General features: G+C 69.3%; 16 protein-coding genes and 2 pseudogenes. 13 read left to right on the top strand and 5 right to left on the bottom strand.

What is annotated here, in order from left to right:
- Nucleotides 1-27: 27 nt before the first annotated feature.
- Complete coding sequence (locus tag OXS49_RS05505; RefSeq protein WP_267422549.1) at nucleotides 28-1110, bottom strand: catalase family protein; 1083 nt, start codon at nucleotides 1108-1110, stop codon at nucleotides 28-30.
- Between the two features lie 224 nt (nucleotides 1111-1334).
- Between OXS49_RS05505 and OXS49_RS05500 the strand changes: the two genes are divergently transcribed.
- Nucleotides 1335-2411: a catalase family protein gene (locus OXS49_RS05500; RefSeq protein ID WP_267422547.1), complete on the top strand. Its 1077-nt coding sequence runs from the start codon at nucleotides 1335-1337 to the stop codon at nucleotides 2409-2411.
- A gap of 269 nt (nucleotides 2412-2680) precedes the next feature.
- Here the strand turns inward: OXS49_RS05500 and OXS49_RS05495 are convergent, their stop codons facing one another.
- On the bottom strand, nucleotides 2681-2890 hold the full coding sequence (locus tag OXS49_RS05495) for a hypothetical protein (RefSeq protein ID WP_267422544.1): 210 nt from the start codon (nucleotides 2888-2890) through the stop codon (nucleotides 2681-2683).
- A 219-nt stretch (nucleotides 2891-3109) separates the two neighbouring features.
- Between OXS49_RS05495 and OXS49_RS05490 the strand changes: the two genes are divergently transcribed.
- The 9 genes and pseudogenes from OXS49_RS05490 to OXS49_RS05450 all read left to right on the top strand — a co-directional run bounded on the left by OXS49_RS05490 (nucleotide 3110) and on the right by OXS49_RS05450 (nucleotide 16869).
- Entirely contained in the window at nucleotides 3110-4234 is a 1125-nt protein-coding gene (locus tag OXS49_RS05490) for an ATP-binding protein (RefSeq protein WP_267422541.1), read from the top strand.
- Entirely contained in the window at nucleotides 4218-4643 is a 426-nt protein-coding gene (locus OXS49_RS05485) for a response regulator (RefSeq protein WP_267358495.1), read from the top strand. Before OXS49_RS05490 ends, OXS49_RS05485 begins: the two co-directional genes overlap by 17 nt.
- A gap of 8 nt (nucleotides 4644-4651) precedes the next feature.
- Nucleotides 4652-5824, top strand: a complete 1173-nt coding sequence (locus OXS49_RS05480) for a hybrid sensor histidine kinase/response regulator (RefSeq protein ID WP_267422539.1) — start codon at nucleotides 4652-4654, stop codon at nucleotides 5822-5824.
- 167 nt (nucleotides 5825-5991) lie between these two features.
- Nucleotides 5992-6801 (top strand): Crp/Fnr family transcriptional regulator, encoded by an 810-nt coding sequence (locus OXS49_RS05475; RefSeq protein ID WP_267422537.1) that lies wholly within the window; start codon nucleotides 5992-5994, stop codon nucleotides 6799-6801.
- A gap of 8 nt (nucleotides 6802-6809) precedes the next feature.
- Nucleotides 6810-10376 carry a PAS domain S-box protein gene (locus tag OXS49_RS05470; RefSeq protein ID WP_267422615.1) on the top strand — a complete coding sequence of 1189 codons (3567 nt, stop codon included), beginning with the start codon at nucleotides 6810-6812 and terminating at the stop codon, nucleotides 10374-10376.
- Between the two features lie 44 nt (nucleotides 10377-10420).
- Entirely contained in the window at nucleotides 10421-10804 is a 384-nt protein-coding gene (locus OXS49_RS05465; RefSeq protein ID WP_267422535.1) for a response regulator, read from the top strand.
- A 127-nt stretch (nucleotides 10805-10931) separates the two neighbouring features.
- Entirely contained in the window at nucleotides 10932-13373 is a 2442-nt protein-coding gene (locus OXS49_RS05460; RefSeq protein WP_267422532.1) for a PAS domain S-box protein, read from the top strand.
- Between the two features lie 407 nt (nucleotides 13374-13780).
- Nucleotides 13781-16531 (top strand): annotated as a pseudogene (locus OXS49_RS05455) (PAS domain-containing protein).
- Nucleotides 16532-16623: 92 nt separating this feature from the next.
- Nucleotides 16624-16869, top strand: coding sequence for a hypothetical protein (locus OXS49_RS05450; protein WP_267422529.1), 246 nt, complete (start codon nucleotides 16624-16626; stop codon nucleotides 16867-16869).
- A 398-nt stretch (nucleotides 16870-17267) separates the two neighbouring features.
- Here the strand turns inward: OXS49_RS05450 and OXS49_RS05445 are convergent, their stop codons facing one another.
- The 3 genes and pseudogenes from OXS49_RS05445 to OXS49_RS05435 all read right to left on the bottom strand — a co-directional run bounded on the left by OXS49_RS05445 (nucleotide 17268) and on the right by OXS49_RS05435 (nucleotide 21519).
- Complete coding sequence (locus OXS49_RS05445; protein WP_267422526.1) at nucleotides 17268-18422, bottom strand: YihY/virulence factor BrkB family protein; 1155 nt, start codon at nucleotides 18420-18422, stop codon at nucleotides 17268-17270.
- 348 nt (nucleotides 18423-18770) lie between these two features.
- On the bottom strand, nucleotides 18771-20753 hold the full coding sequence (locus tag OXS49_RS05440) for a response regulator (RefSeq protein WP_267422523.1): 1983 nt from the start codon (nucleotides 20751-20753) through the stop codon (nucleotides 18771-18773).
- Between the two features lie 4 nt (nucleotides 20754-20757).
- Nucleotides 20758-21519 (bottom strand): annotated as a pseudogene (locus OXS49_RS05435) (transglutaminase family protein).
- A 238-nt stretch (nucleotides 21520-21757) separates the two neighbouring features.
- Between OXS49_RS05435 and OXS49_RS05430 the strand changes: the two are divergent.
- From OXS49_RS05430 to OXS49_RS05420, 3 genes are all read left to right on the top strand, one after another.
- On the top strand, nucleotides 21758-23740 hold the full coding sequence (locus OXS49_RS05430; RefSeq protein WP_267422520.1) for an AI-2E family transporter: 1983 nt from the start codon (nucleotides 21758-21760) through the stop codon (nucleotides 23738-23740).
- Nucleotides 23741-23829: 89 nt separating this feature from the next.
- On the top strand, nucleotides 23830-24894 hold the full coding sequence (locus OXS49_RS05425; protein ID WP_267422517.1) for a transporter: 1065 nt from the start codon (nucleotides 23830-23832) through the stop codon (nucleotides 24892-24894).
- A gap of 304 nt (nucleotides 24895-25198) precedes the next feature.
- Nucleotides 25199-26662 (top strand): carbohydrate porin, encoded by a 1464-nt coding sequence (locus tag OXS49_RS05420; protein WP_267422515.1) that lies wholly within the window; start codon nucleotides 25199-25201, stop codon nucleotides 26660-26662.
- Nucleotides 26663-26898: the final 236 nt, after the last annotated feature.

The following is a 26898-nucleotide window of genomic DNA, read 5'->3' as shown; positions in this document are numbered from 1 at the left end:
CTCTGCGTGATGTGGGAATGGACCGGCTCAGGCGGGGATGCTCTCGGGCGAGGCGGTGTCCTCGGCGGTCACGCCGTTCTCCCGGTGCCGGAAATCGCTCAGCGCCCGGTAGACCTGGAGGCGCGCCCGCATGACCGAACCGAGGGGTCGGTGCGCCGCGAGGCTGTGCGCGGGGCGGAAGGTCATCACCTCGTCGAAGTAGCGCACGCGCTCCGGCGAATAGGCGTCCTGGCGTGGCAGGCGGACCATGGCCACCGTGCGGTAGGGACTGACCGAGACCGGCCAGTCGACCGAGGCGTCCTCGATGGGCTGTTTCTCGGCGTCTGCCCAGAGCTGCGCCTTGAGCTCGAACACCACGTCGTTCTCGCGGAAGAAGGCGAGCGCCGCGTGCCGGAAGCCGTCCTCGTCCTGGCGCGGGTCAAGGCGCCATTCGGCGAGCGAGCGCTGGACATCGGTCGCCGGCACGGCCCCGAGCTTGGCCACGTAGTCGCCGAAGCGCACGGGCGCCTGGCTGAAGTAGCTGTCAGCGAGCGGGTGGCTGTAGGGATGTCCGAAGAAGTCGGCCATCGCGCTCTCCGTGCCGAAGGCGTGCAGCACCTTGTTGAGGTTGCGGGCAGTGGCGGAGACGGCGCTCTTGATGCCCTCCGGCAGGCCCGTCGACTTCCCGATGACTGTGCCGTCGCGAAGGAAACCGGCCGCCGTGCCCGATGGAAAGGTCGTGCCGGTCGCGAGCACGAAATCCTGGGTGTCGACCGCGTGCCCGGGCAGCTTCTCGCCGCTTACGCCGAAGACCTTGATGGACATGCCCCGGTGGGTTGAGACCCTGTCGCCCAGGGTCTCGCCCGGCCCTTGCGCGAAGCGTACCGCAACCGGGTATGTCCCAGGTGTGGCGAACAGGCCCTGGGCCAGCTCGGGCGGCAGGCCGACGGCGACCGTCAACTCGCCCGTGACGCAAGCGGTGCACTTGGCGTGGCTAGCGCGGACCGCATGGTGCTCGCGCTTCTCCACGGTCTGCGACTGCTGCGTCATGCCCTGGATGATGCCGTCGATAGTCGCCTGCTCGTCCTGGGCGAGCCGCTCGATGTCGGGGGCGTAGCGAAGGTAGGTCATGCCGGTCTCTCCCGTGCGCCTCGGCCACCGGGTGAGCCGAATGCGTTCCGTTCCCGCCCCGACCCAAGGGCTCGGGACAGCGAACCCAGCCAGGCCCGCCTCGGTACAAGCATGCCGGCAACGCGGCGTTCCTAATATCGTTCACGGCCGATTGAATGGGGCGCAATCCGGAACGTCGGCCGTTTCGACCGGTTCTGTCCGAGACCAACGAAGGATACCGGACCTTGCAAGCACCCGTCCGCTACAGCCCCGACGTCGAGCACGTGCTGCCCGACGAGGGCCGGACCATCGAGCAGCTCAATGAGACGTTCGACACCATCCTGAAGACGGTCGCTGACGACTCCGGCCATGCCGTCCGCTCGGTCCACGCCAAGTCGCACGGCATCCTTGAGGGCACGCTGGCAATCGACGCGGGGCTTCCCCCCGAGCTCGCGCAAGGACTGTTCGAGACGCCAGGCGAGCACAAGGTCTACATGCGGATGTCGACCAATGCGGGCGACATCCTGCCCGACGCGGTCTCGCTGCCCCGCGGCTTCGCCCTGAAGGTCCTGGACGTGGCCGGCGAGCGCCTGCCGGACGCGGAAGGGACGACCCAGGACTTCGTCATGGTCAACGGCCCCGTCTTCCAGGCGCCGAACGCCGAGAAGTTCCTGGGCAGCCTCAAGCTGCTGGCCAAGACCACCGACCGGATCGAGGGCGTAAAGGTCGCCGCCTCCACCGTGCTGCGCGGGGTGAACAAGGCGCTCACGGCGGTCGGCATCGAGAGCCCGACCCTGGGCTCGCTCGGCGGCGCGCCGAACGTCGACCCGCTCGGGGAGACCTACTACAGCGTCACCCCGTTCAGGTACGGCGACCACATCGCCAAGTTCTTGGTGGCGCCCGTCGCCCCGGCGCTGACCGCGCTCACCGGCACCGAGATCGACGCCTCGGGCCGCCCCGACGCGATCCGTGAGACCGTACGGTCGGAGATGGCCGGCATCGAGGGCGTCTGGGAGTTCCGGGTGCAGCTCTGCCGCGACCTCGAACGCCAGCCAGTCGAGGACCCGACGGTGCCGTGGGACGAAGAGGAGGCGCCGTTCCAGCGGGTCGCCACCATCACCGTGCGGCCCCAGGACAGTTGGGACGCGGGCCGCGTCGACGCCGTGAACGAGCGAATGCGGTTCGCGGTCTGGACCGGGCTCGCGGCCCACCGGCCGCTCGGCAACGTCAACCGCGCGCGCAACGCACCCTACAGGCACTCGGCGGAGTTCAGGGAGCGCTTCAACGGCTGCCCGATCCATGAGCCCGCTGCCGCGCGGTAACGCGCGTCGATCCAGGGATGCCTTCCGGTCAGCGCGACCGGTGACCCGGTTCGGGAGGGAACCTTCGAACTCTTCGGTTATCCATCGACGCCGTCAGGCGGCCCGGACCTGACGAGCGCCCCGGAAGAACGTCAGCGTGCCGTCTGCGGGAACATGATGCCGGTTTGAAGGTCCTCGACGTCTAGTAGGCCGCTGACCTAGGCTGCTAGCCCGCGGTGCCGCGCTCAAGCGAACCATGATCGCCCTGCCCGAACCGCAGTGGGCGTCCGTCAGCTTGAGGTGGATTGGCCGCCAAGTCCTTGCAGATGAAGCAGGGCAGCCGCCGTGCCACGCAACTCCATGGCACGGATGCGCTGACCGCGGGCCAGTACGCGCAAGGTCGGAACGTGCACGTCCCCGGGCCGGCGTACCGCCAGGTCCGCCAGGGCATTGGCATGGATCTCGCGCCCGACGGCCTCGTCCAGCAGGCGGCGCGTCAAACCGTGTGTCCCGTCGCGCATCCCGTTCCGCGTCGCTTCGTTGCCCGAGGGCTTGGGCCCGCCGGAGTGGAGATGTCGGCGCAACAACGGCCAGTCAATTCGATCACTCCTTGGCAGGCCTTGCCGTCGCCGCTTTGTCATCACATTGCGCGCCCGACGTATCCCGGCGCGGGTGGCCGGCATCATCCCCCCTACCGCCATAGACGAAGGAGAGCATGCGTGGAGCGAGCCGCGAACCTGACGGCGGACGACTTCCGCGCGCTCGCGGACGCGCTCCCGCAGATGGCCTGGGTCGCCGAGCCGAGCGGCGACATCATCTGGTACAACCGGCGCTGGTACGACTACACCGGCACCACCATCGAGCAGATGCGCGGGTGGGGCTGGCGCGACGTCCACCACCCGGACCACGTCGAGCGCGTCGCGGAGCGCATCAGCGAGGCGTTCCGAACCGGCGAGACGTGGAAGGATACCTTCCCGCTCCGCGGCGCCGACGGCGAGTACCGCTGGTTCCTGTCGCTGGCGCAACCGCATCGCGGGCCGGACGGACGCATCCTGCGTTGGTTCGGGACCAACACGGACATCACCGAGCGCAAGGGCATGGAGCGCAGACTCGCGCGCCACGCCATTGACCTGCGCCGCTCGAACGAGGAACTGGAGCAGTTCGCCTACGTCGCCTCGCACGACCTGAAGGCGCCCCTGCGCGGGATCGAGAACCTCGTCGGATGGATCGAGGAGGACCTGGAAGGCTCGCTGACCGGCGACGTCCTCACGAACATGGAGCTGCTCAAGAGCCGGGTGCGCCGGCTCGACAGCCTGCTCGACGACCTCCTGGCCTACTCGCGGACGGGCCGTGGCGAGTCTGCCGTCGACCGGATCGACACCAGGTCGCTCGTCGAGGAGCTCGCCGACCTGGTCAGCCCGCCCGAAGGGTTCACCATCACGGCGGATAACTCTCTGCCGACGCTCCAGGCCGCCCGGGCACCGCTGACCCAAGCCTTGCAGAACCTGATCGGCAACGCCATCAAGCACCACGACCGGCCGGCCGAGGGTCATATCTCGGTCGAGGCGAGGCCGGCGGGGATCGCCGTCGAGTTCGTGGTGACGGACGACGGGCCGGGCATCCCCGAGCAGTTCCGCGAGCGCGTCTTCGGCATGTTCCAGACGCTTAAGCCCCGCGACGAGGTCGAGGGCAGCGGCATGGGGCTCGCCATCGTGCGAAAGCTGGTCGACCGCCAGGGCGGCAAGGTCTGGCTCGCGGACGGGCCGGACGGTCGCGGGTTGGCGGTGCATTTCACGTGGCCGCTCGACAGCGGGAAGGGACAGGCGGATGGGCTCGACGGTTAACATCCTGCTGGTCGATGACGACGAGGTCGACGTCCAGGGGCTCAAGCGCGCCTTCAAGAAGAGCAAGATCGGCAACCCGATCACGGTGGCCCGAGACGGCATCGAAGCGCTGGAGACCCTGCGCGGCGAGAACGGCCGCGAGCGGTTGCCCAAGCCGCACCTGATCCTGCTCGACCTGAACATGCCGCGCATGAACGGCATCGAGTTCCTGGAGGCGGTGCGCGCCGACGAAGACCTGCGCTCGGCGGTGGTGTTCATGATCACCACGTCGAAGGCCGACGAGGACCGGATGCGCGCCTATGGGCACAACGTCGCCGGCTACATCGTCAAGCGCGATCCGGCCAACACCTTCATGGAGGCGGTGGCGCTGCTGGAGCACTACTGGAAGGTCGTCGAGTTCCCGGCATAGCCACCCCGGTGACGACCCCGACCCGCATCCTGCTGATCGACGACGACGCGGTAGACCGGGCCGCCGTCCGGCGGGCGCTCGCCAAGTCCGGCCTCGCGCACACCCTGGCCGAGGCGTCCGGGGGCGAAGAGGGCCTGCACCTCGCCGCGGCGGAAACCTTCGACTGCGTGCTGCTCGACTACCGGCTGCCGGGCATCGATACCTTCGCGCTGCTCAGGACCCTGCTGGCGGCCGAGGGGCAAGCGCGGGCGGTGCTGATGCTGACCGGCGAGGCCGACCCCGACCTCGCGACCCGGCTGATGCGGGCCGGCGCGCTGGATTACCTGGACAAGGCGGAGGTCACGCCTTCCGGCCTGGCCCGTGCGATCCGCTACGCGGAGGCCAGGCAGGCCTTCCAGGCGGAGCTCGCCGCGGCGCGCCGCGAGGCGGAGGCGAAGTCCCTCGAACTGGACACGTTGAACCGGCAGAAGTCGCTGCTGTTCTCCATCATCGCCCACGACCTGCGCAACCCGTTCCAGGCGCTGCTCGGCCTGTCCGAGGTGCTCGGCAAGGCCGTCGCGGCGCGCGACCCGACATCCATCGAGCGCCGGGCGAAGGGCATCCACGAGGCGGCGACGCAGGCCTACGCCCTGCTTGAAAGCCTGTTCTCCTGGGCGAGCCTGCAGATGGACACGATGGCGGTCACCCTGACCGACGTCGACCTCGCCGCCGTGGCCGCCGAGGTTGTGCACGGCGCCGCGGAAGCCGCCGCCGACAAGGGATTGAAGCTCGAAGCCTCCTGCGGCGGGATCGTCGTCCTCGCCCAGCGGGACATGCTCACCACGGTGCTGCGCAACCTCGTCGGCAACGCCGTCAAGTTCACGCTGCCCGGCGGGACCATCTCCGTCTCGGGCCACCGCGACGGGGACGAAGTCGAGATCTCGGTCATTGACACGGGAGTCGGCATGCCGCCCGGGAAGGTCGACGACCTGTTCCGGCTGGACCGGCGGACAACGACGAACGGCACGGCGGGGGAGCGTGGAAGCGGGCTCGGGCTGTTGCTGTGTCGCGACCTCGTCGAGCGACAGGGCGGCGTGCTCACCGTGACCAGCGCCATCGACCGCGGCACGACCTTCCGGTTCCGGCTGCCGACACCCCTCCTGCCCGGACAGGTTCACGCCGACTGCGTTGCGGCATCCTGACCGCCCGGAAGGGGTCGCTCCTACGCTTACGCGATTGACGCCGTCGGCCCGCTTAGAAAAATCGAAGCTCGCCCCGGGGCTTCGGCGCGAGTTGTCAGGTATCGGACAGCTTTGCGCCAGGAAGTCCGCTACTGGACAACCCGACCGCCGCCTCTGCGACCATCCCCGTGAACATCCGCCCTTCGTCCACTATCGACGGCAACCTGCTGCTCGAAGCCCTCGATGCTGACGACCGTGGCCTGCTCGCGCCTCACGCGGAACGCCGCGAGGTCCGTCGCGGCGACGTGTTGTTTCGCGCCGGCGACGACGTCAGCCACGTCACCTTCCCCGCGCACCATTGCGTCGTCACCCTGGTCGTCCCGCTCATGGACGGGAAGTCGGTCGAAACGGCCACGATCGGCCTCGAGGGCGCCATGGGCGGCGTCGTCAGCCAGGGCTACCTGCCGGCTTTCGGTCAGGCGGTCGTTCAGGTCGGCGGCTCGGTCATCCGAATCGACGCCGCCCGCTTGTCCGAGGCAAAGCAGGCGTCGAAGAGCCTGCGCGACCTTTTCGTGCGCTACGCCGACTGCCTGCTCGCGCAGGTGCTGCAATCGGTCGCCTGCAACGCCGCCCATACCATCGAGCGGCGCTGTTTACGCTGGCTTCTGACCCTGCAGGACCGGATCGGCACGCCAGAACTCCCGGTGACCCACGAACTTCTCGCCGACATGCTTGGGGTGCGCCGCGCCTACCTGACCGAGGTGCTCGGGCGCATGCAACGGGACGGCCTGATCACCATCGGCCACGGGCGCATCACCCTCCCGGATCGGGCCCGCGCGGAGGCCGGCTCGTGCGAGTGCCACGCCGCGGTCCGGCGACACTTCGAGGAGGTGATGGGCGCCGTCTACGCACCCGGCGGACGCATCGTCGCCGTCGACGTCGGCGAGCCGGAAAGACTGAGGTCCCCATTGGCGCTTGTGAAGGACGCAAGCCCGTGAACCAAGTCATGCGGCCCGCCCGGATCGACGAGGACGCGCGGCTGAGCGCGCTCGCAGCGTTCGACGTCCTCGACACCCCGCCCGAGCGCGGCTTCGACGACATCGTCAACCTCGCGCGGCGCCTCTGCGCCGCGCCGGTGGCGCTGGTCAGCCTGGTCGACCGCGATCGCCAGTGGTTCAAGGCGCGTGTCGGCTTCCCAGCGTGCGAGACAGACCTCGACCGCTCGGTGTGCAAGTTCGTCCTGACGGAACCGGCCGTCCTGCAGATCCCGGACCTGACGAGGGACCCGCGCACCCACGCCAACCCGCTGGTGACGGGCGAGTCTCACCTGCGCTTCTACGCCGGCGCCCCGCTGCGTACGCCCGAGGGGCAGGTGCTCGGCAGCCTGTGCGTGATCGACCACGTTCCGCGCCCGGGCGGCCTCGCCGCGGAGCAGGTCGAGGACCTGGAGGCGCTCGCCCGACAGGTCATGGACCAACTTCTTCTGCGCCGGTCTCTCTCGGACCGCGACCGCGCCGGTCGCCAGGGCGAGGCGGTCGCGGTGACCCTAGCTGGGGTCGCTGCGGCGGGCGGCGACCTCGACGCGAGCTTTCGAGCCGTGCTCAACGGCGCGATGCGCGCCGTTCCCGCCGCCGAAGCCGGCGCCGTCGAGATCCGCGAGGGCGAGGACCTCGTCTACCGCGCCGTAACGGACGGCCTCGCGCCGCAACTCGGCCTGCGCCTTTCGATCCAGGGAAGCCTCGCAGGCGCCTGCTACCGGGACGACGTCCCGCTTCGCGTGCCGGACGTGCTGCGCGACCACCGGGTCGAGCGCGATCTCGCCGAGAAACTGCGACTGCGTTCCTGCCTGATGGTGCCGGTGCGCAGGGGCGGCGTCGTCGTCGGCGTCCTGAAGCTGCAGTCCAGCCGTCCCGACGCCTTCGCCGAGGATGACCTACAGGTTCTGGGCGTCTTTGCGGGCTCGGCCGCGTCCGGCCTCGCCGAGGCGGGCGAACGCGAGGCGACCCGGGCCGCCGCGCTCACCGAGTACCGGCGCCGCGCCGTGTTCGACAGCGCGCAGGACTACGCCATCATCCTGCTGGACCTCGACGGGCGGGTCACGGACTGGAACGCTGGCGCCACCCGCATCCTCGGGTGGCGCCCCGAGGAGATGTGCGGCCAGACCGCCGACGCCTTCTTCACCCCCGAGGACCGGCGCGACGGCATCCCGGCGCAGGAGATGCACTCTGCCTTGGAGAAGGGCACCGGCATCGACGAGCGCTGGCACCTGCGCCGGGACGGCGAGCGCTTCTGGGCCAACGGCGAGATGATGGTGCTGCGCGACGAGGCTGGCACGGCCATCGGCTTCGTGAAGATCCTGCGCGACCGGACGGAGCAGAAGGAAGCCGCCGCCCGCCTGCAGGAGAGCCAGGACCGCTACAGGCTTGCGGCCCAGGCGACCAACGACGCGATCCGGGATTGGAACCTCGTCAGCGACCACGTGCTCTGGAACGGGGCCCTCTCCGACGCCTACGGTCACGCGCCGGGGGCCATGGAGCCGACCGGCGCCTGGTGGATCGCGCAGGTCCATCCTGAGGACCGCGACCGCGTCGACGCCTCGATCCACGCGGTCATTGACGGCAACGGCACGACCTGGACGGAGGAGTATCGCTTCCGGCGCGCCGACGGCTCCTACGCGCACGTGCTCGACCGGGGTTACGTCATGCGCGGCGAGGACGAGCGCGCCTGCCGCCTGATCGGGGCGATGCTCGACCTGACCGAGCGCAAGCGGGGCGAAGACGCCCTGCGCGCGAGCGAGCGCCGCCTCGGGCTTGAGCGCGGCTTGTTGGAGGCAATCTTCCGCCAAGCCCCCGTCGGCATCTCCATCGCCGGGGTCGAGGCCGGCATGCCGTCGTCGCTGAACGCCAAGGCCGAGGAGATCCTCGGCCACGGACTCGGCACGGAGGGCGACGCCCGCTACGTCTCCTACGGCGCCCTGCACCCGGACGGTCGCCGGTATGTGCCGGCCGAGTACCCGACCCTTCGCGCCCTGCGGAGGGGCGAGACGGTGCGCGGCGAGGAGATGCGCTACCGCATTCCCGGGACGGGCGAGGTGCGTCTCCTGGAGGTGTCGAGCGGTCCCGTGCGCGACGGCGACGGCACGATCCAGGCCGCGGTGACGGTGCTGGTCGACGTGGATGACCAGCGTCGGGCCGACGCCGAGGCCCGCCGTCTCGCCGCCTTGGTCGAGCAGAGCCAGGACTTCATCGGACTGGCGGGCCCAGATGGGAGCGTCGACTTCGTCAACGAGGCTGGCCGGCGCCTCATCGGCCTGTCCGATCTCGCCGCGGCTAGGGTCATCCCCATCGTGGACTATTTCGTGCCGGAGGAGCGTGCGCGCGTCCTCGACGAGGTGCTGCCGGCGGTCGAGCGGGACGGCTTCTGGGAAGGCGAGCTGAACTTCCGGCACGTGGTGACCGGGGCGGCGGTCCCGGTCCTCTACAACCTCTTCCCCGTGCGGGGCGCCGACGGGCGCAGGCTCGGCTATGGCACCGTCACCCGCGACCTCACGGAGCAGAAGCGGGCGCGTCAGGCATTGCAGGCGAGCGAGGCGTCGCTTCGGGCGGTCCTCGACACCGTGCCGGTCGGTATCCTGTTCGCGGATGCGCCGTCCGGCCGCATCGTCGGCGGCAACCGGCGGCTGGAGGAGATCTTCCGCCACCCTGTCCTGCCCTCGCCCGACGCCGAGAGCTACGGCGAGTGGGTCGCCTTCCATGAAGACGGCCGCCGGGTCGAGCCTCAGGAGTACCCGCTCAGCCGCATCATCCGCGAGGGTCTGGGACACGCCGAGCTGCGGTGCGAGTACCAGCGCGGCGACGGCAGCCGCGTCTGGATCGAGGTCGTCGGCGTCCCGATGCGCGACGAGGCCGGCTCGACGGTCGGCGCGGTCGTGGCGGTTTCGGACATCGACATCCGCCGGCGGGCCGAGGAACGGCAGGAACTGCTCAACCAGGAACTCTCGCACCGCATGAAGAACCTGCTGGCGATGGTGCAGGCCATCGCCGCCTCGACGCTGCGCGGCGCCACCGACATGGACGCGGCGCGCGAGGTCCTGGGCAGCCGCCTGGTCGCGCTCGGCAAGGCGCACGACGTGCTACTCGGCGGCGCCGCCGAGAGCGCATCCTTGGCGGCGGTGGTCCGCGAAGGTGTCGGGGTGCAGGAATCGGCGGGGCGGCGCGTCGCCTTCGAGGGGCCGGACGTCGAGATCGGCGGCAAGGCCGCGCTGTCCCTGGCCCTGACCCTGCACGAGCTGACCACGAACGCGGTCAAGTACGGCTCGCTTTCGGTGCCGGACGGAACGGTGGCGGTGACGGCGTCGCTGGTCGGGCCGGACGACGCGCCGCGCCTGCGCATCGCCTGGACCGAGCGGGGCGGTCCACCGGTCGTGCCGCCATCGCGAAAGGGGTTCGGGTCGCGGCTGATCGAGCGTGGGCTGACGGCGCAGGTCAACGCCGACCTCTCCCTCGACTACCGCCCGGAAGGCGTGGCGTGTTTCGTCGAGGCGTCTTTGGCCGACTTCCAGGCGGTCGCTTGACGCCGCGACGCAACGAAGGGTCGGGCGGACCGTTGCCGCTCGCCATGACCGATGCCCCGAACGCGAAGACCGCCCTAGTGGTCGAGGACGAGATGCTCTTCCGCCTGGAGGTCCGCGACCTCCTCGAAGCGGAGGGTTACGCCGTGGTCGAGGCCGGCAACGCCGCCCAGGCGCTGGAACGGCTCGACGACAAAGTCGTGCTGGTGGTGACCGACGTGCGTATGCCGGGGTCGATGGACGGCTTGGCGCTCGCGCGCGAGGTCACGCGTCGCCGGACGGACGTGGCCGTTGTCGTCGTATCGGCGCAGATCACGCCGCGGCCCGGCGACCTGCCAGACCACGTGCCCTTCGTCGAACGCCCGTTCCTGGAAAAAGGCTTCCGCGCCGCCCTCGACAGGGCCGAGGCGGCCAGGACCACGCGCCGATGATGTCCACCGGTCAGCTTGCCGCCTGCCGGCACCGGGCACCGTCCAGACCAAAGGACGCACCCGACTTCCGGCCAAGCGCCCCGGAAGGCGTTGGTCCCAGTACGGATGCCGGGTAGAGACCGAGCCCATGGACATCGAGGATCTTCGGGGGGAGGTCGAGCGGCTGCGTCGGAGCGAGACCGCGCTTCTGGCGGAGGTCGCCCGCCTGCGTGCCGGCCGGACCCCGGACGCACCGTCGACCGCGGCGGAGGCCGGCGTCGGCACCGCCCGGTCCGACCTGCTGTTCACCGCGGCGGACAAGACCCGGATGGCGATGATCGTCACCGACCCGAACCTGCCCGACAACCCCATCGTCTTCGCCAACCGCGCCTTCCTGGAACTCTCCGGCTACGCGGCGGAGGAACTCGTCGGGCGCAACTGCCGCTTCCTCCAGGGGCCGGAGACCGATCCGGCTCACGTGGCGCGCATCCGGGACGCGGTCGCAGCCCGGCGCGACGTCGTCGTGGAGTTGCTGAACTACCGGCGCGATGGCAGCCCCTTCGTCAACGAGCTCTACGTCAGCCCAGTCTTCGGCCCGCACGGCGAGCTCCTGTTCTTCTTCGGCAGCCAGCTCGACCTGACGCGCTTCCGCGAGCAGGAGGGCAACGCCGTCCGGCGGGGCGCCTCGTTCCGCAGCCTGCTGGAGGACGGCGAGGCCGGGTTCTGCATCGTCGAGATGCGCTTCGACGCGCGGGGTCGGGCCGAGGACTACCGCTTCGTCGAGGTCAACGCCGCCTTCAAGCGCCAGTCCGGGCTCGCGGGCGCCGAGGGCCGCTGGATGCGCGAGATCGAACCCGAGCTTGAGCAGCACTGGTTCGATACTTACGGCGAGGTCGCACGCACCGGACGCGACGCGCGGTTCAGGGGCACGGCGTCACGGCTGGGTCGCATCTTCGACGTCCACGCGGTGCGCATCGGCAGCCAGGCGCAGAACCGGGTGGCGGTACTGTTCGAGGACGCCACAGCCAGGCAGGAAGGCGAGGAGCGGCGGGAGTCGCGGGACCGCGACCACTTGGTCGAGCGCGACCTGGTCTGGCGGACGAGCCGAGACCTGCTCGTGGTCTGCGGCCTCGACGGGACGATCCGCGCGGTCAGTTCGGCCTGGACGGAGCTGCTCGGTTGGCCGGCGGGGAGCCTCGTCGGCACCCGCATCGAGGACTTGGTGCATTCGGACGACCTGGAGGCGGCGACGCAGGCGTTCGAGCCCCTGCGGGTCGGACGGTCCCTCTCCGATCTGGACGTCCGCTTCAGGACCGCGGACGGCGGCCATCGCTGGATCTCGTGGAACGCCATCCCGCAGGGGGACCGTTTCCATGCCACCGGCCGCGACGTGACGGAGCGTCGGACGCTGGAAGAGCAGCTGCGGCAATCGCAGAAGATGGAGGCGGTCGGGCAGCTCACCGGCGGCGTGGCGCATGATTTCAACAACCTGCTGACCGTCATCAAGTCCTCGACCGACCTGCTGAAGCGACCGAACCTCGCCGAGGAGCGGCGGGTCCGTTACGTCGACGCCATCTCCGACACGGTCGACCGCGCCGCCAGGTTGACCAGCCAGTTGCTGTCCTTCGCGCGCCGGCAGGCGTTGCGCCCCGCGGTGTTCGACGTCACCCAGTCGGTGGCGGCCATCGCCGACATGGTGGGCACGCTGACCGGCGCGCGCATCCGCGTCGAGACGGATACCGATGCCGGGATGGACGGGCTCGGCCACCGGCTGCCCTGCCACGTCGATGCCGATCCGAGCCAGTTCGACACGGCGCTCGTGAACCTCGTGGTGAACGCCCGCGACGCGATGAAGGGCGAGGGGCGGTTGCGCATCGCGGTCAGGCGCGCCGACCGCATCCCGGCCTTGCGCGCGCACCCGGCCGTGCCGGGCGATTTCGTGGCGGTGTCGGTCTCGGACACCGGCGCGGGCATCGAGGCGGACCTGCTGGAGCGCATCTTCGAGCCGTTCTTCACGACCAAGGGCGTCGGCCACGGCACCGGGCTCGGCCTCAGCCAGGTGTTCGGCTTTGCCAAGCAGTCGGGGGGCGACGTCGCGGTGGAAAGCGTCGTCGGCGTCGGGACCACCTTCACCCTGTTCCTTCCGCGCTCCGCCGACATCGAGGCGCGTGAGGTCGTGCGGGACGATCCGGGACCGCTCACCGAGGGACACGGCACGCCCGTCCTGGTCGTCGAGGACAACCTGGAGGTCGGCGCCTTCGCGACCCAGGCCCTGATGGAACTCGGGTACAACGCCGCCTGGGTGAAGGACGCGCAGTCCGCCCTCGCCGAGATCGAGGCGTCGGGCCAACGGTTCGAGGTCGTGTTCTCGGACGTGGTGATGCCGGGCATGAACGGGGTCGACCTCGCCCGTGAGATCCGGCGCCGATGGCCCTACCTCCCCGTCGTGCTGACCTCGGGGTACAGCCACGTCCTGGCCTCGGAGGGCACCGACGGCTTCCCGCTGCTGGGCAAACCCTACTCGGTCGCCGACCTCAGCCGGGCCCTGCGCAAGGCCCTGAGGGAGCGGTCCGCCCTGACCTTCGGCTGAGCGGGAACCGAGCGGTGGAAAGCATGGGCCGGCAGCGCACCCCCGGCGGCCCGCGCGCGTTGACGTGCGTCGCCAGGTCGGCGGACAAGGGGGACAGCCATGCAGTCGGACACGCCACGCCCGGGTGAGGACCCGTTGCCGCCCATCGGCGATCCGCCGACCGAGCCGCCAGCGCCGCAGCCGCCCGGCCCGATCAGCGCGTCCTGACGGGACGCGTCTGCGGACCGCGACGCCATGGTTGCGACGCCGCGGCCCGATGAACGTGGTTCCCTGGCGGCCGGACATCCGGCAAGTCGTCGGACGCTTCGGCCCGCAGCCGTTTCCCGCCCCCGGGTGTAGCCGACGACCGGGCGCATCCACATCCCAGGCCCGTCGCGGCCGACCAGGCCGACACACCGCCATCCCGCATGAACGCATCTCAACCGGACCCGGGCACGATGTCCCGCGAGCAGCTCGAAGCCGAGGTCCGCCGGCTGCGCGGGCACTCGGCCTCCCTCGCGCAGATGTTCGAGCAGGCCCCTAGCTTCATCGCCCTCCTGGGTGGCCCGGAGCACCGTTTCATCCTGACCAACGCCGCCTACCAGCGCGCCGTGGGCGGCCGCGAAGTGGTCGGACGCACCGTCGCCGAGGCGCTGCCCGAGGTCGTCGGCCAGGGCTACGTCGAGCTCCTCAACGGGGTGTTCCGCTCGGGCGAGCCCCACACGGCCGCGGGCGCGAGGCTCGACTTGCGGCCCGTCCTCGGCGGCCCGGTCACGGAGCGCTACCTCGATTTCGTCTATCAGCCGGTCGCCGACGCGGACGGGCGGGTCAGCGGCATCTTCGTCGAGGGCCACGACGTCACCGAGCGCACCCGCGCCGAGGCGGCGCTGCGGGAGAACGAGGCGCGCTACCGGACCTTGTTCGAAAGCATTGAGGTCGGGTTCTGAATCATCGAGATGCGGTTCGAGGGCGACCGCGCCGTCGATTACCGCATCGTCGAGGCTAACCCCGCCTTCGTGCGGCAGACCGGCGCCGACGTCGCCGGCAGGTGGGTGAGCGAGTTCGCGCCGAACTTGGAACGGCACTGGTTCGACACCTACGGTCGCGTCGCCCTGACCGGCGAGCCCGCTCACTTCGAGCACTACGCCGACGTGTTCGGGCGCTGGTTCGACGTGCGCGCCCTGCGCACCGGCGAGCCGACGGCGAACCGGGTCGCCGTCTTCTTCTCCGACATCACCGAGCGCCGGGAGGTCGAGCGGCGCGCCGAGGCCGGCGAGCGGGATCTCCGCCTGATCGCCGACGCACTGCCGGTGCTCATCGCCTTCATCGGCGCGGACCACGTCTACCGGTTCGCCAACGAGGCCTACGACGACTGGTTCTTCGTCCCTGCCGGGCAGATCGTCGGCCGCGACGTCCGTGACCTGCTCGGGCCTGATGCCTACGCGGCACGCCAACCGTTCATCGACCGGGCGCTCGGCGGCGAGCCGGTCACCTTCGAGATGGACTGGCCGCACCGCGACGGGTGCCACCGCGTCGCCGAGATCCGTTACCTGCCGCGCCGCGACGCCGGCGGCCGCGTCGACGGCTTCCACGTCTTCGTGCAGGACGTGACCGTCAGGGTGCAGACCGAGGCCGACCTCGCCCGCCAAGTCGCGGCCCGCACCGCCGAGCGCGACCAGATCTGGCAGGCCTCGTCCGACCTGCTCTGCGTGGCCAACTTCGACGGCTACTTCGTCAGCCTCAACCCGGCCTGGCCGCGCACCCTCGGATGGACCGACGCGGAGATGAAGGCGCGCCCGTTCCTCGACTTCGTCCACCCGGACGACGTCGCGTCGACCGTGGCGGCGGCCGGGGGCCTCGTGCAGGGACAGGCACAACTGACCTTCGAGAACCGCTACCGGCATCGGGACGGCAGCTACGTGTGGCTGTCCTGGAACGCGGTGCCCCGCGACGGGCTGATCTACGCCTCGGTGCGCGACGTGACCGAGACCAAGCAACAGGCCGAAACCCTCGCCAAGACCGAGGACGCCCTGCGGCATTCGCAGAAAATGGAGGCGGTCGGGCAACTCACCGGCGGCCTCGCGCACGACTTCAACAATCTGCTCGCGGGCATCTCCGGCTCCCTTGAGCTGATGCAGACCCGGATGGGCCAGGGCCGCATCGGTGACCTCGACCGCTACATGAGCGTTGCCCAAGGCGCGGCCAGGCGCGCCGCCGCGCTGACCCATCGCCTGCTCGCCTTCTCGCGGCGCCAGACGCTCGACCCCAAGCCCACCAACGTGAACCGCTTGGTCAAGGACATGGAGGAGCTCGTCCGGCGGACCGTCGGCCCGTCGGTCCACCTGGAGGTCGTCGGCCTCGCGGGGCTGTGGCCGGCGCTGATCGACGCCGGTCAGTTGGAGAACGCGCTGCTCAACCTGTGCATCAACGCGCGGGACGCGATGCCGGACGGCGGGCGCATCACCATCGAGACCGCCAACAGGTGGATCGACGAGGCCGGCGGGCGCCAGCACGACCTGCCGCCGGGCCAGTACCTGAGCGTCTGCGTGACCGACACCGGCACCGGCATGGCGCCGGACCTGATCGACAAGGTGTTCGAGCCGTTCTTCACCACCAAGCCCACCGGCGAGGGCACGGGGTTGGGCCTTTCGATGGTCTACGGGTTCGCCAGGCAATCCGGCGGGCAGGTGCGGATCTATTCCGAGGTCGGCGAGGGCACGACCGTGTGCCTGTACCTGCCCCGGCACTACGGCGAGGCCGACGAGGACGAGGTCGCTCGCAGGCTCGCCGAGGTGGAACAGGCCGGCCAGGGCGAGACGGTGCTGATCGTCGACGACGAGCCCTCGGTGCGGATGCTGGTCACCGAGGTGCTGGAGGACCTCGGCTACACGGCCATCGAGGCGGCCGACAGCGTCGCCGGGCTGAAGGTGCTGCAATCGGACGTGCGCATCAACCTGCTCGTGACCGACGTCGGGCTGCCGGGGGGCATGAACGGGCGCCAGATGGCCGATGCCGGCCGCGAGCGGCGCCCCGACCTGAAGGTGCTGTTCATCACCGGCTACGCCGAGAACGCGGTGCTCGGGAACGGCTACCTGCGCCCCGGGATGCAGGTGCTGACCAAGCCGTTCGTGGTGGAGACTCTCGCCACCCGCATCAAGGATCTCATCGCCGAGGCTTGAAGCTGCCGGCAGAGGTCGACCTGCGTCATCGTCCGCAGTGACCGGGGGCCCGTCCCCGCGTTGTCGGTCACGACCGACCGACCGGAGCCGTTATGTTGAACCCGTTCTATGCCGCGTTCCTTCTCGCCGTTGAGGCGCAGAAGGTTATCGAGTTGCGGCTCGTGCGGATCGCCTGGGGCGGCGCCGAGGGCCAGGCGGAGATGGTTTCGATGGTCGGCGAGAAGGTCGTGGCCGCGATGGAGACCGCCAACACCCTGATGGCAGGCGGCAGCCACGGCGATGTCATCGCCCGCTACCGGGAGCTCGTCGCCGACAACACCCACCGCCTGATGGCCTGAGCTGGCTCCAGGGTTGACCGCGACCTCAACCCTCAACCGACCTCAAAAGTGTGTCGGCCCTCGTCCCGCGGCTTGATGTAGTGGTTGCGGGAGATCCCAGGTCTATCTTCTGCTCGGCGTCCGCGGCTGTGTCCGCTTCCGGGGGGGGGGGCGCAGCCGCACGTGAACGACTGCGTTGGGTCGATAGGAGGCGGTCCGCTTTTGTGGCGAGCCCGCTCCGAAGCGGACTGGCTGCTTTCGGCCAGGCTACGTCACGCCGGAGCGCCATGGCGCGCAGAACCGGACGTTCGGCTTTGCGCCCATTTCGGTCATTCAGCGGCTTTTGATGGTATCTCCAAAGCGGACATGTGCTGGGTTTGGCTGAACGCCGAGCCGTCCTGCCGCGACCAAAATCGGCCTCAAGCGGACGCCGCGACGGTGTCGGCCATGCGCGCTCGACGCTCGCCGAGCGGTTTACGGCCGCCAACAGTGGTGTCCATGGCGGTCTGGTGCTCCATTTCGGCGTTCAGCTCCGCGCCAAGCAGCACGATGGTCGTCGATATCCAAATCCAGGTCATGAAGCCGATCACCGCTCCCAACGAACCGTAGGTCTCGTTGTACTTGCCAAAGCTCGACACATACCAGGAGAACAGGGCGGATACGGCGATCCAGAGGAGGGCAGCCACGGCGCTTCCGGACGTCACCCAGCGCCATTGGGCGGCGTCCCGGCTCGGACCGTAGCGGTAGAGCAGCGCGAGGCTTCCAAGGACCACGAGCAGCAGGATTGGCCATCGCAGAAGGGCAATGACCCATTCCATCGAGCCCAGGTTCAGGAAGGCCAGGGCTGCCGGAACGACCACGATGCCGACCAGGGCCACAACCACGAAGAGCAGCGCACCGGCGGTGAAGGTGAGCGAGCGCAGGTTCAGCCAGATGAAGTTCCGCTTCTCCTTCTCCTCGTAGACGATGTTGAGCGCGTCGAAGATCGCCTTCATGCCGCCGTTGGCGCTCCAGATCGACAGGAGGATGCCAAAGGCGGCCGTGAAGCCGAGTGTGCCGCCGCCCTTGGCGGCGATCCGCTTGACCTGCTCGCCGACGATGTCCAGGGCGCCGCTCGGCAGGATTCCCTGGAGGTTGGCGAGCTGATCGTTGATGGTCCCGGGGTCGGCGATGAGGCCGTAGATCGAGACCAGGGCGCCGATGGCCGGGAATAAAGCGAGGATCGCGTAGAAGGTGACGCCGGCCGCGATCAGCAGCACGCGGTCGTTGCCGAACTCCTGGACGACGCGTTTGCCGATGTCCCACCAACCCTTGGCTGGGATCTCGGTCGGGGTCTCGGCCTTGCGGCCACGGTCCGCCTCGGCCGCGGCGACGCGCTCCGCCGCCTGGCCCTCGTGCGTTTCCGGCGCGTCTTCGGCACCCAATTGGTCGCCGCGATCCGCTTTCGAAGGCGGGGCGCTTCGGTGTGGTAGCGCGACGACCCCGAGGAGCGCGGTGCCGAGGAAGATCGTCCACGCCAGGGATGCAGGTGCGGAGGACGAGCTATCGTGAGGTGTCTTGCGAGCATTCGACATGAGCCAGCCTGCTGATGGTGCCTAAGCATGAGGCTCGGCCGACGATCCAACGTACGCCTGGCTCGTTCGTTGCGGCAAGGTCTTGCGGGTATTTATAGTAACCCTGCTCTTGGCGAGCGAACTACGTCTTACCGCTATCGATGTCGGCGGTGCATCAAGTTCAGCCCGCTAACCTGACGCCTACCCCATTGATGCGAAGCCTAGGAGCATCATCGCAGGCAAAAGAGACGTCCTCCAGAGCTCCGTGAATGGCCGGTGCGCCGGTGGTCGGGATTCGGTAGGAGAAGCCCCACCACCTGGGCGACCACGTTGGCGAACCCGATGGCGGCTCGGACAAGTGGCCCGCCCTCACGCCTCGACGGACGGCATGGTGTCGTTACCCTCGCGCTGGCGGTCATCGAGCCGGCGCAACTCGGTGGCGATATCCTGAAGGCTGGTGTCACCCTTGCGCAGGACGCGGTCAGCCTCGGCGAGTTGCCGACGTTCGTCGGTGGTGACGTCGCGGGCGCTCAGGACGACGACCGGGATCTCGACGCAGCCCGGCATGTCCCTGAGGAGGTGAAGGAACGAGAAGCCATCCATCACCGGCATGGTCAGGTCGAGGAGCACGAGGCGCGGCGTCGCCTCGCGGACTTTATCGAGCGCTTCCGCCCCGTCACCGGCCTCGCGCACGGACCAGCCGTTGCGTTCGAGAACAGACCGAAGCCGCTCGCGCATGTCCGCATCGTCATCGACGACGAGGACATCGCCTGCCCCTGTCCCGAGCCGGTCGAGCACACCCTTCAGTCGCACCCAATCTACTGGCTTCGGAACCGCGTCCGCCGCACCGAGCGAGGCGCTCAGCGCTGCATCGGCGACGAAGCTGACCATCACCACTGGGATGTCCCGGGTGACCGGGTTGTTTTTCAGGGTCGCGAGCACCGTCCAGCCATCCACCTCCGGCATCATCACGTCGAGCAGGATCACCCGCGGCGCGAGGGTCTGCGCTAGGTCCAGCCCCGTGCGCCCATCCATGGCCGTGCGTACCGAGAAGCCCTGGCGGGTCAGGAAACGCCCCATGAGGTCGCGCTGGCTCGCCTCGTCGTCGATGACAAGGACCAAGCCTCGTGCGCCACTTCCGAGGCTCTCTCCGGCCACCTCCTCCGGCACGTCCCCGATGGCCTCGGATAGCGTCGCCGGAACGGTAAGGATGAAGCGCGTGCCGCGCCCGATGTCGCTCTCCACCGTGATGCTGCCACCCAGCAGCTCGGCGAACGCCTTCGTCAGGGCGAGGCCTAGCCCGGTCCCGCCGAACCGTCTCGTCGTGCTGCCGTCTGCCTGGACGAAGCGCTGGAACAGGCGCTCGACCTGGTCTGACGTCATGCCGATACCCGTATCCTCGACCGAGAAAGTCAACCGATCACCCTCTGGGATTGCGTTCCGGCGCACCCGCAGGGTGATGGTCCCGGCCTCCGTGAACTTGGCGGCATTCGAGAGCAGGTTGAACAGGCACTGGCGCAGCTTGGTCGCGTCGGTGTGCGCGCGACCGAGACCGTCCCCGAGATCGATGACAAGACGGTTGCCCTTCTTGCCGACCAGCGCGTCGACTGTGCCGGCGGCGTCGCGCACGAACGCCTCTACGTCGACGTCCTCTGCGTAGGTCTCCATCTTCTCGGCCTCGACCTTCGACAGGTCGAGCACGTCGTTGATCAACCCGAGCAGATGCTTGGCGTTGGCTTTGATCTTGCCGAGGTCCTTCAGGAGGCTGTCTTGACCGAGTTCCTCCGCCTCCTCCTCCAGCATCTCGGAATATCCGATCACCGCCGACAAAGGCGTGCGTAGCTCGTGGCTCATGTTGGCGAGGAAACTGCTCTTGGCCCGGTTGGCGTCCTCGGCCGCCTCGCGAGCGGCTTCGGCGTCGCGGCGTGCATCCTCCAGCGCCGCCTGGCTCGTGCGCAGGCCGGAGTTGGCGGCGTCGAGCCGGCCGAGTGTCTCCTCCCGCTCGACCATCGAACGGCGAAGGGCATCGCACACCAACACCATGGCTCCAGCGACGACCAGGTACTGAGCCAAGGCGATGACCTGCCCGAGGCTGAGCGAGACCGACTCGTCCGAGCGAAGGAAAAACCACGCAGCGGCAAAGAGTGAGACCCCGACCGCCAGGAAGCCCGGCCCCCGGCCCAGGGCGAGCACGGCCAGGAAGACGAGCGGCAGGTAGAGGAGGAACGGGGCGGTATCGAGCGGCGCGAGGAAGCGCAGCAACGTGGCGACTGCGACCGCTGCCACGGGCATGACGTAGCGGGCAACCCGGCCGAAACTGTGGCCCGAAATGGCTTCCATGAACCTGCGCACGGCCCTACCTCCCCGCGCGACCGACCCGTAGGTCACGCCCCAACGAGGATCTCGTTGTTGTGCACGACAAACCCGCCAGCGGGACCGGTCCGAAGCTGGTCGTGATCGCGCAGTCGGTCGCGTCGCGGTCACAGGCCATGACGATGCGGCCGATCCGAGGCCGATTGTGCCGGGCGTCGAACGTTTACCAACGGTGCCCAGTCAGACCCTCGAGGTAAACATTGAACCAGGCGGAAAAATTCATCGGCGCCGAGTCCTTCAGTACGCCGATGTCGCCGAGGTAGCTGGTGGCGTAGCGCGCCGGGATGGTTATGCACCGGTAGAGCGCGATGGCGAGGTGGGCGAAGTCGCGGCACATGCCGACCTGCTGGCCCTGGCCGTCGAAGGCGCTGCAGGTGGCATCCGACTGCATGTAGTCCAAGCGCAGCCAGCCTTCGGGCGTGCCGCCGAACAGACTCTAGGCCGTTTAGAACAGCTTATCGGTGTCGCAGTGGCGCGAGCCGGGCAAGGAACGGCAGCTCCTCGTCCGGGAGGTCCTGGACCGGGATCTGCCGTGCCTCGGGCCCATAGTCGTCCGGCCGGCCATCACCATCGATTTCGAAGTCCGCCGATATGGCGATGCGGCCCCCGGGACGAGGATGCGCGTGGCAACGTTGCCGAACCGGTCGCGGAACTGCCTGTTCGGAACCGACGGGTCGAACGCGATGAGCTGGCACGAATGCGAGTCGTGCTGTCTCTCCGGGCGCACGTTGAGCGGCAGCACCATCGGCGTCGGGCCGAACGTATCGAGGGCGACGGTGTCGCCACACCGGATGCGCCTGGATGACCCTCCATTCCGGGGACACCGGTCCAGGCGAGATATCTGCCGGGTCGCATGCCATGAAAAGGGTGCGTGCAGGTCGTTCCAGGGCGATGCTGCGCACAGCGAGGGATGGTGGGACGAAAGGGGGGCCGGCGACGTTATGGGAAGGCTGCCTGGTATCTGGCGGGGAGGAAGCCAACGTATGCCGACCGACGTGACGGAAGTCCCAAAGCCGCCCGCCCAGGTACCGCCGCCGCTCGTACCTGGCCTGCGCGGCCTGCTGACCCTGTCGGTCGGCGTCGTGCTCGTGGCAGCCTTGTATTTCGGGCGCGAGGTGTTCATTCCCCTCGTGCTCGCCGTCCTTCTCAGCTTCGTCCTGGCCCCGGTGGTCAGCCTGCTGCGCCGGATCAAGCTCGGGCGGGTGCCGTCGGTCATCGTCGCCGTCCTGCTCGCGCTGGGCGTCATAGGGGCTATCGGCGCGGTCATCGGCACCCAGGTCGCCGGGCTCGCCGGCAACCTGCCGCAGTACCAGGCCACCGTGCAGAAGAAGGTCGCGGGCCTGCAGCAGGGCTGGCTCGGCGAGGCCAATCGGGTCCTCGGCAAGGTCAGCCATGAGGTCCAGGATGCCACCCGGAAGGCTGATGCCGCCGGCACCACGGCGGAGACCGGACCGGCCGGCGACACGCCCAAGGCGCAGCTCGTACGCGTCCAGGAGGCCGAACCCTCGCCGCTGGCGCTGGCCGAGAAGGTGCTCGGCCCGGTCGTGTCGCCGCTGACCGACGTGTTCATCGTCCTCGTCGTCGTCGTGTTCCTGCTGCTGCAGCGTGAGGACCTGCGCAACCGCATGATCCGCCTGTTCGGGTCGAGCGACCTCCACCGTACGACAGTGGCCATGGACGATGCGGCGGGGCGGCTCGGCACCTATTTTCTCGCCCAGCTCGGCATGAACGCCACCTTCGGGGTGATCGTCGGGGTTGGCCTGTGGTTCATTGGCGTGCCCAACCCGCTCCTGTGGGGCGTGTTCTCGGCCATCATGCGCTTCGTCCCGTACATCGGTGCCTTCGTCTCGGGGGTGTTCCCGGTGGCACTGGCGGCTGCCGTCGACCCGGGCTGGTCGATGGTCATCGAGACCGCGGCGCTGTTCCTGATCGCCGAGCCGGTGTTCGGGCAGGTGGTCGAGCCGCTGCTCTACGGCCACTCCACCGGGCTCTCGCCCTTCGCGGTGATCGTCTCGACCCTGTTCTGGGGCTTCCTGTGGGGGCCGATCGGCCTGATCCTGGCCACGCCGTTCACGGTCTGCCTCGTTGTGCTCGGCCGGCACGTCGACAGCTTGGAGTTCTTCGACATCCTGTTGGGAGACCGGCCGCCGCTGACGCCCGTGGAGAACTTCTACCAGCGCATGCTGGCCGGCGATCCGGACGAGGTGCGCGACCTCGCCGATGCGATGCTAAAGGAGCGCTCGCTGTCGTCGTACTACGACGAGGTCGCGCTCAAGGGCCTGCAGCTCGCCGCCAACGACTACGCGCGTGGCGTGGTCACGCCGGCGCAGCTGGAGAACATCCGCGCCTCCTCCCGCTCCCTGGTCGACGACTTTGAGGATCACGAGGACGTCGAGCCGAAGGGCGAGAACAAGACGGTCAATCCGAACGAGACGCAGACCCTGGCCGAGCGGTCGCACCCGAAGAACGAGGCCGTGCCGGGCCAGGCCCCACCGCGGGACGCGCTCCCGGAAGCGTGGCGCGGTGAGGCGCCCGTGCTGTGCGTGGCCGGGCGCGGCCCCCTCGACGAGGCGTCCTCGGCAATGTTGGCTCAACTGCTGCGCAAGCACGGGCTCGGCGCCCGGGTCGCCGGCTACGAAGCAGTCTCGCGCGAGCGCATCCGCGACCTCGACCTGACCGGGGTTGCGATGGTGTGCATCTCCTACCTCGACATCTCCGGCAACCCGGCGCACCTGCGCTACCTGCTGGAGCGCCTGAAGCGGCGTGCCCCGCACATGCTGGTGCTGGTCGGGCTCTGGCCGGTGGGCGAGAAGGTGCTCACCGACGCCGCCATCGGCCGCGAGGTCGGCGCGGACTTCTACGTCTCCTCGCTGCGCGATGGCGTCGAGGCCTGCTTGAAGGCGGTGGACGCCGCGGGTCGCAGTCCAGCCGTTCCATCCGGCCGCCGGGCGTTCGAGGTCGTCTAATAACGGCCTCCTGCTCGGGCTCATCGAAGGGCGGGACTGAGACGTAGGCTTGGGAAGCGGCCCTCCGTGGCCGCTCGGGAGATGTGCCCATGTCGTCAGAGGTCCGGACGCGGATGACATCGCCGACGCCGGAGAACGGGACCAGGCTCCGGGCGGACCGGCTAGCCGGCCTGCTCTGGGCGATGCGCTTCGACGCGGACGGCTGCGGGCACATCGTCGATGCAGCCGTCGACCTCCCGGATCTCGGGGCGTTCGGCGCGGGCTTCCTGTGGTTGCACTTCGACCTGGGGAGGGCGGAACTCGACGCGGCCATCGGCCAGGGACAGCTCGGGCCGCAGCGGCTGGCGACGTCGGCCTTCGGACCGGATGAGCACCAGCGCATCACGGTCGAGGGCGACCATGTCGGCGGGGTCGTGGCCGACCTCAGCCGCGTCGCGGACGGCACGGAACAGGACGACGTCACCGGCCGCCTGCACTTCGTCATGGGGCCCCGCGCACTGGTCAGCGGTCGGCGGAAGCCCGTCGAGAGCCCGGAGGCCACCCGTGCGGCCGCGGCGGAGGGCGTGCGCATCGCCTCGCCCGTCCTGTTGCTGGAGACCTTGATCGGCTACGTCATCGCCTCCATCGCCGCCTCGGGCGGCAAGCTCTCGGACGAAGTTGACGGTATTGAGGACCACATCCTCGACGAGCGCGTGCGCGGCGACCGCAGGCGCCTGGGCCCGATCCGCCGCGACGCAGTGCGCCTGCACCGTCAGCTCCTCGGGCTCTGTGCCGTGTTCCATCGGCTGGAGGACGATGGGGCTACTCAGGACCTACCGCCTCAGGCCATGACGGTGGCGGGCCGCATCGCGCAGCGCCTCGACGCCCTCGACCGCGACATGAACCTGATCGCCGAGCGCAGCCGACTCCTGCAGGAGGAGCTCTCAGCACGCGTGGCCGATCAGTCGAACCGGCAGCTCTACACCCTGTCGGTGCTCACGGCGCTGTTCCTGCCCCCGACGTTCATCACGGGCTTCTTCGGGGTCAACACAAAGGGCCTACCGCTGGCCGACAACCCGCACGGAACGCTCATCGTGCTGCTGCTGTCGCTCGGCTCCGCCGTGCTCGCGTACGGGCTCATCCGCATCCTCGGTATCCGCGCGCCTCGTGAATGAGCGGCACCGCGGTGGATGGCATGATGCGTCGTCTGCCGTAGAACGATCTCGGTCATGCCTCAGGGCGCGGTGATACGGTTGTCAGGCATCATCGGTCGGCCGCGTGCGGTTTTCGCTTCGTCCGTCCCACGCCCGTTGATACGGTTGTACCAAGCGCGCAAACCGCGAGTGGCCGTCGAGCGTCATGCGTGTGTGCCTAGACCTACCAGCGCGATGCCCGCCGACCGTCGACGACCGGGCGCATGGGTTCGTGACCGGACCGGGCCCGTACGACGCCAGCTTCGCTCGGTCCCGGACGTCCGTCATGCTCCGCGCCGCGGTCGCAACCGCCGTGGTGATTGGTTGCCTGACGCCGGCGGATGGCTGGACGCAAGCGGCAAACACCGGCGCGGGCGGAGACCCCCGCACTTCGGTGGCCCAGCCGGAAGTGTCGGGCAAGCCGTCGGCTGTCGCCACGACCTCGATCCATGCGACGCTGGGCGACGCGGCGGACCCAACCGGCCTGCGCCGCTTCCTATCCGACCGTGGCGTCGTTCTCAGCTTCAACGCCATCGCCGACATCCTCGGGGACACGAACGGCGGCACGCGGCGGACCGCGACAGTGCTCGGCCGTCTCGACATGCAGCTCGACGTGGACCTCGACCGGCTCGCGGGGTGGAAGGGCCTGGCGTTCCGCGCCGAGGCGTATCAGATCAACGGCGCGGGTTTGACCCGGGCGGCGGTGAACGACCTCGCCGTGGTGAGCGAGCTGGAGGCGCTGCCATCGACCCGTCTGTACGAGTTGTGGGTCGAGCAGCAGCTTTTCGACGGCGGGTTGGCGATCAAGGTCGGCCAGGTCGCGGCCGACACCGAGTTCCTCGTAAGCCAGACCGCGACGCTGTTCATCAACTCGACGTTCGGCTGGCCGACCATCGCCGGCACGAACCTGCCGAGCGGCGGGCCTGCCTACCCATTCGGCGCCCCGGCCGTTCGGGTGAAATATCTCCCGAGCCCGAACCTCTCGTTCCAGGTCGGCCTGTTCGACGGCGACCCGGCCGGGCCGGCGCAGACGTGGAACGACTCGGACCCCCAGCGACGTGACCGCACCGGGACGAACTTCCGGCTGTCGGACCCGCCGTTCCTGATCGCGGAGGCCGCGTACGCCTACAATGTCGAGGAGCGGGACCGATCCGGCAGGGTCCTGGAGGAGCCAGGGACGGTGACGGTTGGGGGCTGGCACCATTTCGGCCGGTTCGACTCGCTGAGGGTCGACAACACAGGCCGCTCCTTCGCGGATCCATCGACGACCGGTATCGCGCGACGCTTCAGAGGCAACGACGGCATTTACGGGATCATCGACCAGACCGTGTACCGCGAGCCGGGCAAGGATGACGAGGGCGCGAGCGCGTTCGTGCGCGCCGTGGGCTCGCCCGGCGACCGCAACTTGGTCGACCTCTACATTGACGCGGGCATCGGTTACCGCGGGCTGCTGCCCACGCGCAATAACGACACCGCCGGCGTGGCCGTGTCCTACGCGCGCATCTCGCCATCCGCCCGGGGGGCCGACAGGGATACCATCCTGGAGACGGGTATCGCGATGCCGCGACGCCGGTTCGAGGCGCTGATCGAGGCGACGTATCAGGCGGTCCTGGGACCGGGGGTCACGGTGCAACCGAACCTGCAGTACGTCTTCCACCCGGGGGGCAACATCCCCGATCCGCGTGATCCGACCGGACAACACATCAAGAACGCCACGGTCGTCGGCATCCGAGCCACGTTGACCTATTGAGGCTTCAGGCGTCAGCTACGGTGGGGATGAGCAGGGCCAGGCTGCACCGGCAGAGAGCGGTCTCAGCCTCGACCAAGAAGCCGCGGTGACGCCTGCGGTCAGCGCATTGGGGCTCCGCTAGCCGGCTACCAAGGTGGCTGCGACTAAGGCGCGAACTTCCCGGAATCGGCCAAACGCCGCCTTCCTGCGTTCCAGTGGCAAGCCGCCCCGCGCGGCCGCGGACGTTCGAGGAGACG

This window comes from Methylobacterium sp. GC_Met_2 (assembly GCF_026540795.1).
GTDB lineage: Bacteria > Pseudomonadota > Alphaproteobacteria > Rhizobiales > Beijerinckiaceae > Methylobacterium.
The sequence above is the reverse complement of the archived record's forward strand: the minus strand, read 5'-3'. Positions and strand labels throughout refer to the sequence as shown.

Bases quoted from the DNA above. Each gene is read 5' to 3' on its own strand.
- OXS49_RS05505 (WP_267422549.1), bottom strand. From the start codon at position 1,110: ATGACCTACCTTCGCTACGCCCCCGACATCGAGCGGCTCGCCCAGGAC.
- OXS49_RS05485 (WP_267358495.1), top strand. From the start codon at position 4,218: ATGGGCTCGACGGTTAACATCCTGCTGGTCGATGACGACGAGGTCGAC.
- OXS49_RS05470 (WP_267422615.1), top strand. From the start codon at position 6,810: ATGCGGCCCGCCCGGATCGACGAGGACGCGCGGCTGAGCGCGCTCGCA.
- OXS49_RS05465 (WP_267422535.1), top strand. From the start codon at position 10,421: ATGACCGATGCCCCGAACGCGAAGACCGCCCTAGTGGTCGAGGACGAG.
- OXS49_RS05460 (WP_267422532.1), top strand. From the start codon at position 10,932: ATGGACATCGAGGATCTTCGGGGGGAGGTCGAGCGGCTGCGTCGGAGC.
- OXS49_RS05450 (WP_267422529.1), top strand. From the start codon at position 16,624: ATGTTGAACCCGTTCTATGCCGCGTTCCTTCTCGCCGTTGAGGCGCAG.
- OXS49_RS05445 (WP_267422526.1), bottom strand. From the start codon at position 18,422: ATGTCGAATGCTCGCAAGACACCTCACGATAGCTCGTCCTCCGCACCT.
- OXS49_RS05430 (WP_267422520.1), top strand. From the start codon at position 21,758: ATGCCGACCGACGTGACGGAAGTCCCAAAGCCGCCCGCCCAGGTACCG.
- OXS49_RS05425 (WP_267422517.1), top strand. From the start codon at position 23,830: ATGTCGTCAGAGGTCCGGACGCGGATGACATCGCCGACGCCGGAGAAC.
- OXS49_RS05420 (WP_267422515.1), top strand. From the start codon at position 25,199: ATGCTCCGCGCCGCGGTCGCAACCGCCGTGGTGATTGGTTGCCTGACG.